Source organism: Flavobacterium sp. UBA7680 (genome assembly GCF_002482975.1).
Lineage (GTDB): Bacteria > Bacteroidota > Bacteroidia > Flavobacteriales > Flavobacteriaceae > Flavobacterium.
Genome location: NZ_DLHA01000019.1, coordinates 493,518 through 506,434, shown reverse-complemented (window position 1 = coordinate 506,434; position 12,917 = coordinate 493,518). Strand labels below are relative to the sequence as shown.

The following is a 12,917-nucleotide window of genomic DNA, read 5'->3' as shown; positions in this document are numbered from 1 at the left end:
AATTTCGACCTAATTCTCTAAATTTGAGAATCTATTCTTTTTAAATCAAAAATATGACGCAATTTGACGAACAGGCATCTCAAGGTCTTTTTGAGAAAAACTTAATTACCGAAAATCAGTTTCAGGAAATAAAAGAATATCGAAGTCTCAATATTTTCTCGCTCAATGTCGAATTAAAACTATTACTTTCTATTTCGGTTTTAATGTTCACATCAGGAATTGGGATTCTTATTTATGACAATATTGATAGTGTGGGACACATCGCACTTCTGGCTATTTTGTTTGTTCTTATTTGCGGTTGCTTTTATTACTGTTTTAAAAATTCAAAAGGTTTTCAGAAAACAGAAACTACTACAGAAAGTCATTTTTTGGAATATATAGTTTTAACAGCCAATGTTCTCACCTGCATTTTTATAGGTTATCTTCAGGTTCAATATGAAGTATTTGGAACACATTATGGTTTAGCGACTTTAGTTCCCACAATTGTCAGTTTCTTTTGTGCCTATTATTTTGATAACAAAAGCGTTTTAACGATTGCCGTTACAGGTTTGGCAGCGTATGTTGGACTTTCAGTAACGCCTCAGGATATTTTTAACAGTAATAATAATTTTTATGCCAGCCAGAGTTTAAGTTATTCCGCCATTATGCTTGGTGTTTTGCTTATTCTATGGACAATTTATAGTTTCAGAATTAATTTAAAAACACATTTTGCGCTCGTCTATCTCACATTTGCCTTGCATATTATAAGTATTGCATCGATAAGTAATATGGTTAGTGAAGATATTATCTGGCTTCTTTTCTCCTTGATTTTAGCAGGTTCATCTGTTTACTTTTATAAAATAAGTCATCAGCTCAAAGCAATTTCATTGTACATTTTTATGATTGTTTACGCCTACATTGGCATTAATATCTTCATATTTAGAATTTTTGAGCACGTTGATTTTGGCGATATATGGGTGTTATTTATCATGATATTACCAGCTTATTTCATTGGCTCGATAGTATTGTTTATAAAACTGATTAAAAACTTCAATAAAGAAATAGCCGAATGATAGTACACGATAAAAATTTACTAAATAATTTATTTTTAACTGAAGAAGCAGATTCTCTAGAAAGTGGAGGGTTTATCAGCAAAGAACAAAAGAAAATAATTAGAAATCAATTACCATCTTTCAAAATCCAAAATAACATTTTAGTTCGTTTAGGATTTTTTCTGCTGGGATCATTTTTATATTCATCGATTTGCAGTTTTATTTCTTTAATTGCATTATCAGGCGCAGAATCTTTTTTTAAAATTTGCTGTTTTCTTTTTGCAGGCGTTGGTATTGCAGGCGCTGAATTTTTGGCGAATAGCAAATATTACAGACACGGCTTAGATGATGCTTTTATTTTAGGAATACTTTTAAATGTTGGAGGAGCAGTTTTTATACTTACAGAAGATTTTGAAACTGGATTCACTCCTGCTATTTTTGTTGCCATTGCTTCTTTTTTAACTTATAAAAGATACCTGCATCTGCTTTCTATACTTGTTTTTTGTTTAGCAAGTTCAGCAGTCTTGTTTTTTGGTCTGTTTGAAATTGGAGATATTGGAAAAACAATTTTGCCTTTTGTGGCAATGTTAGCTTCAGCAGGATTTTATTTTTTCACGAAGCAAAGAATTAAGAATTTAAAAGAAGTTTACTATTACAACGGACTTTTATTAGCCAATAGTTTCTGTTTGATTCTGTTTTATCTTTCCTGCAATTATTTGGTAGTAAGAGAACTTTCCGCAGAACTTTTAGGAATTGATGTGCAGCCTGGGCAGGATATTCCGTTTGCTTATTTCTTTTACGCATTTACATTTATAGTTCCCGTTGTGTATTTGGTTCAGGCTTTAAAAACAAAAGACAGAATCATGCTTTGGATTAGTTTTGCAGCAATAGCTTTTACTGTTTTTACCATCCGATTTTATTATTCTGTTTTGCCAATTGAAGCAGCATTGACTATTGGCGGATTAGTGATGTTTGCCATTGCATTTTTCTCCATCCAAAAATTAAAAAATAAAGAATCCGGATTAACTTTTAAACCTGATAGAATCAATCATTCAACTGCAATTTTAAATGCTCAGACTTTAATTGTTGCTTCAACTTTTGGTATGAAACCAGAAGTTAAAACAGAATCGCCAATGGATTTTGGGGGAGGAGGATTTAGCGGCGGTGGATCTGGAGAAAGCTTTTAATTAATTATTAATTGTGAATGGTTAATTGTGAATTAATGTAAGATGTAAAAAATATAATAAATTAAAAAGGCTGAATTTTTAAGTTCAGCCTTTTTAATTTATTTTAATGAAGAATCTTAATCAAGATATTCTTCGTATTCTTCAATTTTAGAGCGTAAACGATTTTCTAAATAGGCATTGCTGCCTTTTAATTTTTCTAAAATAATCGTTGCTTCTGCTTTATAATTTCTTCTTTTAAGATTGTCCCAGCTTTTGGGAGGTTTTGCAAATGCGTAATTCTATCCGCTAATTTTACAGCCCAGACTTCTTTTTTAAGTTTTGAAATTCTGTTTAAACTGTCTAGCATTTTTTCCTCTTTAGGTAAATCGCTGTTTTTTGTTAAAGCAGAAACTCCTTCGGCAATATCTAATCCAAACTCAAGTTCCAGTTCTTCAAAAGTAGTATTGGTATCTTCTAAAGTATCATGTAATAAAGCAACTTGTGTTGCAAAATTTAAATCAAAATTTTCAGTATTATTCGATGCAATTAAAATTTCCATTGCAACATTGCTCAAATGAATAACATAAGGAAGATTAGAATCAGTAATAGTCTGATTGTTTTCTAAATGTTTAATTGTTGCAAAAATTATTGCTTTTTGATAACCCGTCTGAACATCCATTTAATCAACTTTAGAATTATTAAACTTTACTTTTCAAAGCTTCAGCATCAATATCACTATGCGAAACATTGTAAACTGCTTTTCCGTTTTTGATTAAAATTAATTGTGGCGATTCATGATAAACACCAAATTTGCTTGCAATTTCATTAGAAATATCTCTATGCGCAATTAGATCAAGAAAATAAGCATCAACAACTTCTTCAAGATCAAAATCCCTTTCAAATTGTTTCAGCGCCATACGGCTGATACTGCATCTTGTACTGTGTTTAAAAATTACAACAGGTTTTTCGTTAGATATGGCTTCGATTTCCATTAACTGATGAATATCGGTCAATTCTGTCCAGTTAACTTTGCTTTTTGGAGCATCTGAGTTCTCAGAACTTCCGAAGATTGAATTTAAAAAACTCATATTTGGCTTGTTTTGTGACTTTTTGACATCTAAAACTGATTAAAATCAGAGTTTCTACGTCATTTTGTCTTTGTTTTTACTGTGGAATATAATTTGAATATTCGAAAGCAAAGTTAAATCTTTTGAGTTAAAAAAATATCTCAATAAGTCTTAACTTTAATGTAATCGAATATTTAAAACAAAAAATCAATCAAATCTTAACAATATGAACATAAATAAATTTACTATTAAATCGCAGGAAGCCATTCAGTTGTCGCAGCAATTAGCACAGCGAAATGGCCAGCAGCAAATTGAAAATGAGCACATTTTCAAAGCTATTTTTGAAGTTGATGAAAACGTTGCACCATTTATTTTGAAAAAATTAAACGTAAATGTGCCTTTGTTTTTACAAATTTTAGACAGTACAATTCAGAGTTTTCCAAAAGTTTCAGGAGGCGATATTCTGCTTTCAAGAGACGCAAATAAAGCTTTGAATGAAGCTGAAATTATTGCACAAAAAATGAACGACGAATACGTTTCGATCGAACATTTAATCTTGGCAATTTTTGATTCAAAAAGCAAAGTATCTCAAATTTTAAAAGATCAGGGCGTTACTGGAAAAGGTTTAAAAGCCGCAATTGAAGAATTACGTAAAGGCGAAAGAGTAACTTCTGCTTCAGCCGAAGAAACTTATAATTCATTAAATAAATACGCTAAAAATTTAAATGAATTAGCGCGTACAGGAAAACTGGATCCGGTTATTGGCCGTGATGAAGAAATTCGTCGTGTATTGCAGATTTTGACTCGTAGAACAAAAAATAACCCAATGCTTATTGGTGAACCAGGAGTTGGTAAAACCGCAATTGCAGAAGGTTTAGCGCACAGAATTGTTGACGGAGACGTTCCAGAAAACTTAAAAGATAAAATCGTTTTCTCATTAGATATGGGAGCTTTGATCGCCGGAGCAAAATTCAAAGGAGAATTTGAAGAACGTTTAAAATCGGTTGTAAAAGAAGTAACTTCTGCCGAAGGAGATATCGTTTTGTTTATTGACGAAATTCACACGCTTGTAGGCGCGGGTGGGGGAGAAGGCGCAATGGACGCGGCTAATATCCTGAAACCAGCTTTGGCTCGTGGAGAATTGAGAGCAATTGGTGCCACAACTTTAGATGAATATCAAAAATATTTTGAAAAAGATAAAGCGCTTGAAAGACGTTTCCAAAAAGTTTTAATTGACGAACCGGATACTGAAAGTGCGATTTCAATTTTACGTGGAATCAAGGAGAAATACGAAACGCACCATAAAGTGCAGATTAAAGACGAAGCAATTATTGCAGCAGTAGAACTTTCGCAGCGTTATATTACAAACCGTTTTTTACCAGATAAAGCGATTGACTTAATGGACGAAGCGGCTTCTAAACTGCGTATGGAAATCAATTCAAAACCTGAAGAACTGGATGTTTTGGATCGTAAAATCATGCAGTTAGAAATCGAGATCGAAGCCATAAAACGTGAGAAAGAAGAAAGCAAACTGAAAATCCTTCGCATGGATTTAGCAAACCTGAAAGAAGAACGCAACGAAATCTACGCCAGATGGAAATCTGAAAAAGATATTGTGGACGGAATTCAGGCTGTAAAATTAGAAATCGAAGATTTTAAATACGAAGCAGAACGTGCAGAACGTGACGGAGATTACGGTAAAGTAGCCGAAATTCGTTACGGAAAAATAAAAGAAGCACAAGAACGTCAGGAAGCGTTGCAAAAACAATTATTGGAATTTCAATCGGGTAATTCTTTAATTAAAGAAGAAGTTACCAGAGAAGATATTGCAGAAGTTGTAGCAAAATGGACTGGAGTTCCAGTGATGAAAATGCTTCAGACAGAAAGAGAAAAACTATTGCATCTTGAAGATGAATTACACAGACGTGTTGTTGGTCAGGAAGAAGCGATTGAAGCCGTGAGTGATGCCGTTCGCAGAAGCCGTGCCGGTTTACAGGATATGAAAAAACCAGTTGGAACATTCTTATTTTTAGGAACAACCGGGGTTGGTAAAACAGAGTTGGCAAAAGCATTGGCAGAATATCTTTTTGATGATGAAAATGCTATGACACGTATTGATATGAGTGAATATCAGGAACGTCACAGCGTGAGCCGTTTAGTTGGTGCGCCTCCGGGATATGTAGGTTATGATGAAGGAGGACAATTGACAGAAGCTGTTCGTAGAAAACCGTATTCAGTTATTTTGTTAGATGAGATCGAAAAAGCGCATCCGGACACTTTCAATATTTTATTGCAGGTTTTAGATGAAGGTAGATTAACAGATAACAAAGGCCGTCTTGCCGATTTTAAAAACACGATTATTATTATGACCTCAAATATGGGAAGTCATATTATTCAGGAAAAATTTGAAAATCTAAAAGGAAGTGTTGAAGCAGCTACAGAAGCTGCGAAAAATGAAGTTTTGGGATTATTAAAACAAACCGTTCGTCCTGAATTTATAAATCGTATTGACGAAATTGTAATGTTTACGCCACTTACAGTTGAGAATATTTCAAAAATTGTAAGCCTGCAATTAAAAAGTGTTACAAAAATGCTGGCACTGCAAGGAATTACAATGGATGCAACTCCAGAAGCAATTGCTTACTTGTCAGACAAAGGATATGATCCGCATTTTGGTGCAAGACCTGTAAAACGTGTAGTTCAGAGAGAAGTACTGAATCAATTGTCAAAAGAAATTTTGGCAGGACATATAACAACAGACAGCATCATCTTGCTAGATGCCTTTGATGGTAATTTGGTTTTTAGAAATCAAACACAACCTGTAGTATAATTTATTTGGTTAATTATTTTTGAGGAAGAAACACCAGTCGAAAGGCTGGTGTTTTTTTATATCCGTAAATAATGAAACTTTTTTCAAAAGTCCTATAAACAAGAATTCTGATTTAATTCTCAAATTTACTGTAACATAAAACTAATTATCATGAACAATATATTTAGAGGATTAATCGCGGGATACGGAGCGAAAAAATTAGGCGGAGGATGTTTTGGAACTATACTGGTATTTGTAATTATCTGGCTTTTATTAGGTCAGTGCAGTTAAAAATTAAATCCATGAAATCATTAAAAACATCAGCATAAAAAGTCTTAAATTCGCACAACTAAATTTAAACAAAGACAAAATATAATGGCATCAGGTTTTTTCGTACTATTAGACGATATCGCAGCAATTATGGACGATGTTGCAGTAATGAGTAAAGTTGCAGCAAAAAAAACAGCAGGTATTCTGGGTGATGACTTAGCAGTTAATGCCGAGAAAGCTTCTGGATTTGCTTCATCAAGAGAACTTCCGGTATTATGGGCAATAAGCAAGGGATCTTTACTTAACAAAATCATTATTTTACCTGTCGCTTTTCTATTAAGTGCCTTTTTTCCTATCGCTATTATTGTAATTTTGGTTCTTGGCGGACTTTTCCTGGCTTATGAAGGAGCTGAAAAAATTTACGAATTTATTTTCCCTCATGATCACGAAGAATCAGAAGGAATTACCGAAGAAGTTCTAACAGAAGAACAAATTTTAGAAGCCGAAAAAGGCAAAATAAAATCAGCAATCGTAACCGATTTTATCTTATCTGTCGAAATCGTAATTATAGCTTTGGGAACTGTTATTGGTGAACCTCTTACACAGCAAATTATTGTAACTTCAATAATTGCAGTAATCGCAACTATTGGAGTTTATGGTATTGTAGCCCTTATTGTTAGAATGGATGAAGCAGGTTATAAGCTTATCAAATTTAGTAAAAGAGAAAAAAGCATATCAAAATTCATCGGGAACATTTTGGTTAAAGCACTTCCATTAGTTATTAAAAGTTTAACCGTAATTGGTACAATCGCTTTGATATTAGTTGCCGGAGGTATTTTTTTGCATTACATTCCGTATTTCCATCATTTAGACGAAGAAATTAATATTCCATCCATTATAAAAGAATTTATCATTGGATTGGCTTTAGGACTTGTTGTTTTAGGATTTGTGAATGTCTTCAAAAAGATTTTTAAAAGATAAGTGGCAAAGTTATTGTTGTAATTAAAAAGTGAATAAAAAATAAAAGTATTAATATATCGTTTTTTATTTTAAACTTTAACATTTTGCAAAGCAACCTATATAACCAATTAATATCTATATATAATAACAAATATTATTTTTATGAAACAAATTAAATTAGAATCTCTAGCCTTTGTATTATTTATTATGACTGTATTGACCTCATGTAGTAGTGATAATGACAGTCCTCAAGGAGATGGATACATTTATAAAAGTGCTTATGCAACCACCGTTCTAGGACCAACAACAGGAAAAGTAGGTCAGGAACTTATATATAATATATCTTTTCAGGTTGAAAATGGTTGCGGGGAATTTAACAAAATGACCGATGTTGAGTTTAATAAAGAGTTTGGGTATCAAGTTGAAGCAAAGTATCCAGCTACAACTTGTTCTTTACCAGATCCTGAAATAAAAAAAACAAATTATAAAATAAAAACAAATACAGCAGGAACTTATTATTTAAGAATTGCTAAGTCTGAGACTGAATTTATAGTTACAAAAGTTGTTATAACTGACTAATTTTATCTCTTTAAAATATTAAAACCGTTTTACAAATGTAAAGCGGTTTTTTTTGTGCCATATATAAGAGTTTATTTTTTTGAAGCATAGAAATCAAATTCTACAAATACCATCTGTCCCGCTATCCACTATATCTTTTGCCCGCTAAAGAAGCGGAACAAAAGGATATCGTTTCTATCGGGGCTAAACGAGATTTTTTTATTTTCATAAGAAATTATGCTTCTTTTTAAAAATATTTTTATCGAATAAGTTTCTCAATTACAAAAGTTTAGTCATTTCATTGTTCAAATTAACATTTCATCAAAGCAACCATTTTATTTATTCAGCATCTTCATATTATAACATTAAATTATTATTTTATATGAAAAGTTTTAAATTAAAATCAGTTTTAGTAGTTTTATTCTTGTCAATTTCATTTGTTTCATGCAATAATGACGAGGATGAGAAACCAGCAGACAATCCAGTTTTAAAAGCAGCATTGGTTACCGGAATTAGTGGACCAGCTACAGGAAAAGTGAATGACGAATTAAGCTATGAAGTAACTTACGTTGTTGATAATGCTTGTGGAGAATTTGATAAAATTTCTGAAGTAAAAATTGGAGCCGTAAATGGATTACAAGTTATAGCGAAATACCCAACAGGAGTTTGCACGCAACAAGTTCCAGAACCTAAAAAGACAGTTTATAAATTTAAAGCAAGTGCAAAAGGAACTGTTGACATCAAATTCAAAAAATCAGAAACAGAATTCTTAACTAAAAGTATTGTTATAGACTAACATTTATTAGTTGATTAATTTAGGTATTAAAAAAAGACCATTTTGCGAAGTTTTAGACTTGAAGCAAAATGGTCTTTATTTTTTTTATTAGTAATAGTTATAAAACTATTCCTTTACGAATTTTTGAATTTCCTTTTTTTCTCCGGAACGTATTTCAAGTAGATATACACCTGTACTTAAATCAGTAATTGGAATTTGAAGCGAAGTTTGGAATTTTGGTGGTGTAATGTTTTTAATTTCTTTGCCATCCAGACTGTATATTTTTATAAGATTAATGTTGTTTTCCTGGTTTTCAATATTCAAGACATGCTTTGCAGGATTTGGATAAACTTTAAATGTATTAATTTTGTATTCAGGAATTGATAATGTTGGATCTTCATATTTAAAATCATCTACAGTAATAATTCCGCCATTTGCCAAAATAGCAAAATACTGCCCATAAGAAGGTTTGTACGTACTCATATCCACTTTACAAAACGTCATTTCATCTTTTGGTTTTTCAAAACTTCCCATTTTTGTATAGGTTTTCGGATCAGTTGGATCAGTCATAAAACCATAGGAAACATTTGCATAAACATTCTCTCCCCCGTAACCTGTTTTTCGCCAAAATGAAATTTGACTGGTTGCGCTTAATTTAAACAATCGGGGACTAATTAATATAGCTTTTTGCAGACTGCTATATTCTGAATAAATTTGAATTGTATTTCCTTTACCATCAACATCATACGAATTTAACACACTAATAGAAGTTTTAGTAGGATGCTGCTTGTAAATTTTCCAGAAAGAATCTAAAACATCAGCATCAAAACCCATTGAATAAGGCGGATAAACTTCAAAATTATCATCACATACATCTCCAACACCATCTCCGTCAACATCAGACTGATCGGGATTTACTTTTAAAATGCAGTTGTCTCTTTCGTCTATAATACCATCCATGTCTGTGTCTTTTGCAACCAAAATTGAAAAAGTGTTGGTAACAATTGGTGTATTATAATCAAAATAAATAGAGGCTTTATTGTCTATTTTATAATTAAGAGGTACGTAGTAATCTGGATATACACTAAAAGAAATATAACCGTGACTGTTTTTTTCATCGGTTTTGCTATCCGGTAGATTTATATTGTCAAAAATAAACTCTACAGTATTGTTTTTAATTTGTACCCTTCCCGGATGGCTCATATCTAGTATTTGCAATTCGGAACCTTTAAATTGTTTGTCAAGTATATCTTCAATTTTTACATTAATAGCAGATGCTGATCCTGTATTTTGAAATCGTATGATATAATTTATAGGTGTTGAGCTGCCTTTACTGTACGTATCGCCTCCCAATGCAATTTTATCGTTTGGATCAAAAGAGTTAACGACAATTTCATTTATTAAAAACGTATTGTCAAATACATAATATTCTTTTTCTAATGGGTATATAACCGCTTTCATTTTAATGATATCCTTATCATTTACTGTTGGCGGTGGAAAAACTTTAAACTTTAAATAAATTTTTCTGGTCTCAAAAGGCAGAAGATTTTCATAATTCCACGAAATTTTACTGCCATCATTAATATTTGCAGGTATTGATGATTCTAAAAGATTAATTTTTTTGTTATCGAAAGAAAAATCTAATGTACCATTCATAACCGTATTTCCATTATTCTTATAAATGATAGTATAATTAGTTTCAAATCCTGGTCTCGCTCTTTGACTGGACAAAACGGTTACTTTGACATCATTTACAGTATTTTTAGGAGTAACACAAAAATCAACAATTTCTTTATTGCCAACTCCTGGAAATATTACAGTCTTTGATGCTGCGTCAAAAAAATCAACCTTTGATTCTGTCGAAACCGAATAATTTCCGTTCGGTACATATAAAGTGTAATTGCCATTTAAGTCTGTAAAAGTGGTATAGGTATCTGTATTATTAGAAGCTTTAATCTTTTTATCGGCCATTGATTGATCATTAGCATCGCAGCCATTTCCGTCACGGTCAAATTTTATTGTGCCTGTGATTGTGTTTTTCCACGCAATGTTGCAAGATTCTACGAGTTTGTCATAATCAAAACATCCTCCAGAATTTGCGTAAATATCATTCTCTCCTCCAGAAAATATATAATTACAAATATTAAGTTCCTGACATAAAGAAAGTGAACGATTTCCTCTTATGACTAAATTTTTTATTCCTATTATATCAGCATTCTTTAAATCGTTAATTGAATTTAAATTATCATTACTCGTAATATATAATTGGTTTTCAATAGTTTTTATGTTGTTTAATCCAGCAAATGAAGACAATGTTGTGTTCTCAGAGATAAATAATCCATTTTTTAAGCTTGTAATTTTATTTAAAGCACTTATATCTGTTAATTCTGGATTACCAGAAAGGCTCAAGCCTCCTAACTTTGTTATAGCATTAAGTCCTGCAAGAGTTTGCAAATAATAACAAGTTCTAATACTTAGAGAGCCGCCTATAGATTGCAAGTTGTTTAATCCTTCTAAACTAGTAATTTTAGTACCAGAAAGAGAAAAATCTCCTCCAATTGATTTGATGGAAGAAATGGCATTTAAGTTGACATCTGATGGGCATTCTAAAAAATAAGATAAATTGCCAGGAATATTTTCTATTTTTAATTTTAGTCCTGTCGTGCAGTAATTACTGTCATTACTTAGTAGTAAGCTGCCGCCCATATAAGTAATATTGTTCAATGGTGAGAAATCACGAATGCTGTTCGATGAAATATCAATATCTCCGCCAACATAAGTAAGATTTTTTAAAGGTGTAATATCGCTGATCCATGTATCATTAATATAAATTCTTCCGCCTATATAAGTTAAATTTTCCAGTCCAGAAAAGCTGCCCATGGTTACATTATGCTGAGTTACAATAAGACTCCCGGTGATTTTGGTAATTTTACTTAATGCTTTTAAATTGCTAATGGGGCCGCTGGCACTTGGATCTAAAATTAAGTCTCCATTAATTGTGGTGCAATTTGGGTATTTGGTTGCAAAATAATCAACCTGACCCTGGTTTTGAAATGTTATACCATTTGGGCATTGTGCCTTACTGGATGTAACGATGCTTATTATCAATAAAAATGTCAAAAAGTAGTTTTTGGTCATAAATGGGACTTTTTTTTTATTTGTTAAAATTAACCTTAAAATGCTGAACAAATGTATGTGAATTAATGAAAATTTTATCATATAATAGTATTATTTTTGTTAATAATAATTTATTAATGTTGTTGGTCTTGTTGTTTATATACTTTTGCCATTCCTCTAAAATTTACTATTTTTGCACTCTAAATTTTATGTCATGTCGAAAAGAAAATATAAAATATCGGTAATTCAGTTAAACCTGAATGATGTAGCCGAAAATAATTTGAAAAAATGTATCAGCTGGGTAAGAGATGCGGCAAGTCAAGGCGCAGAAGTTATCTTACTTCCGGAATTATATAGCAGTCATTATTTCTGCCAAAGCGAAGATGTAGACAATTTTGCATTAGCAGAACCGCTTTACAGTACTTCATTTATAGCTTTCAGCGAATTGGCAAAAGAATTAGGAGTAGTGATTATTGTTCCTTTCTTCGAAAAAAGAATGGCAGGAATTTACCATAACAGTGCTTATATCATCGATACAGATGGTACAGAAGCCGGTTTATACCGTAAAATGCACATTCCGGACGATCCGCATTTCTACGAAAAATTCTATTTTACTCCAGGAGATTTAGGTTTTCAGGCAATTGAAACAAAAAAAGGAACTGTAGGGACATTAATCTGCTGGGATCAATGGTATCCGGAAGCAGCTCGTATTACAGCCTTAAAAGGTGCTGAGGTTTTATTTTATCCAACAGCAATTGGATGGCATCCAAAAGAAAAAGAACAATACGGAGAAAACCAATACGGAGCCTGGATGAACGTAATGAAAGGTCACGCCGTTGCAAATGGTGTTTTCGTTGCAGCTGCAAACCGAATTGGTCTTGAAAAATATCTTGAAGGAACAGAAGGAATTCAATTTTGGGGATCTTCATTTATCGCTGGTCCGCAAGGTGAAATTTTAGCGCAGGCATCTCATGATAAAGAGGAAATCTTAATTGCTGAGGTTGACTTAGATTTACAGGAAAATGTACGTCAAAACTGGCCATTCTTCAGAGATAGAAGAATCGATGCTTTTGGAGATATTACAAAAAGAGCAATTGATAAAAAATAAATTTATCTTGATTATAAAATAAAAGGCGGTTTCAATAATTTGAAACCGCCTTTTTA

At 32.2% G+C, this 12,917-nt stretch carries 10 protein-coding genes; 7 read left to right on the top strand and 3 right to left on the bottom strand.

Translation table 11 applies throughout. The features are described from left to right. Nucleotides 1-53 precede the first annotated feature (53 nt). Together B3C18_RS07135 and B3C18_RS07130 are read left to right on the top strand one after the other, a co-directional pair. Entirely contained in the window at nt 54-1,052 is a 999-nt protein-coding gene (locus B3C18_RS07135; protein ID WP_291144547.1) for a DUF2157 domain-containing protein, read from the top strand. Continuing rightward, nucleotides 1,049-2,218, top strand: coding sequence for a hypothetical protein (locus tag B3C18_RS07130; RefSeq protein ID WP_291144544.1), 1,170 nt, complete (start codon nt 1,049-1,051; stop codon nt 2,216-2,218). Before B3C18_RS07135 ends, B3C18_RS07130 begins: the two co-directional genes overlap by 4 nt. Nucleotides 2,219-2,414: 196 nt before the next feature. Here B3C18_RS07130 and B3C18_RS07125 read toward each other — a convergent pair whose 3' ends face one another. Continuing rightward, entirely contained in the window at nt 2,415-2,876 is a 462-nt protein-coding gene (locus tag B3C18_RS07125) for an HD domain-containing protein (protein ID WP_291144541.1), read from the bottom strand. A gap of 19 nt (nt 2,877-2,895) precedes the next feature. Further along, nucleotides 2,896-3,285 carry a bacillithiol system redox-active protein YtxJ gene (ytxJ, locus tag B3C18_RS07120; RefSeq protein ID WP_291144538.1) on the bottom strand — a complete coding sequence of 130 codons (390 nt, stop codon included), beginning with the start codon at nt 3,283-3,285 and terminating at the stop codon, nt 2,896-2,898. Nucleotides 3,286-3,490: 205 nt separating this feature from the next. On the opposite strand from ytxJ, the gene clpB reads away from it, so the two are divergent. From clpB to B3C18_RS07100, 4 genes are all read left to right on the top strand, one after another. Beyond that, nucleotides 3,491-6,094, top strand: a complete 2,604-nt coding sequence (clpB, locus tag B3C18_RS07115; protein WP_291144536.1) for an ATP-dependent chaperone ClpB — start codon at nt 3,491-3,493, stop codon at nt 6,092-6,094. Nucleotides 6,095-6,448: 354 nt separating this feature from the next. Continuing rightward, a complete protein-coding gene (locus tag B3C18_RS07110) occupies nt 6,449-7,324 on the top strand; it encodes a DUF808 domain-containing protein (protein ID WP_291144533.1) in 876 nt (291 codons plus the stop codon). Between the two features lie 141 nt (nt 7,325-7,465). After that, a complete protein-coding gene (locus tag B3C18_RS07105; RefSeq protein ID WP_291144530.1) occupies nt 7,466-7,882 on the top strand; it encodes a hypothetical protein in 417 nt (138 codons plus the stop codon). 361 nt (nt 7,883-8,243) lie between these two features. Then, nucleotides 8,244-8,657, top strand: a complete 414-nt coding sequence (locus B3C18_RS07100; RefSeq protein WP_291144527.1) for a hypothetical protein — start codon at nt 8,244-8,246, stop codon at nt 8,655-8,657. A 105-nt stretch (nt 8,658-8,762) separates the two neighbouring features. Here the strand turns inward: B3C18_RS07100 and B3C18_RS07095 are convergent, their stop codons facing one another. Continuing rightward, nucleotides 8,763-11,774, bottom strand: coding sequence for a DUF7619 domain-containing protein (locus tag B3C18_RS07095; RefSeq protein ID WP_291144524.1), 3,012 nt, complete (start codon nt 11,772-11,774; stop codon nt 8,763-8,765). Nucleotides 11,775-11,967: 193 nt separating this feature from the next. Between B3C18_RS07095 and B3C18_RS07090 the strand changes: the two genes are divergently transcribed. Continuing rightward, nucleotides 11,968-12,861 (top strand): carbon-nitrogen hydrolase, encoded by an 894-nt coding sequence (locus B3C18_RS07090; RefSeq protein WP_291144521.1) that lies wholly within the window; start codon nt 11,968-11,970, stop codon nt 12,859-12,861. The last annotated feature ends 56 nt before the right edge of the window (nt 12,862-12,917 follow it).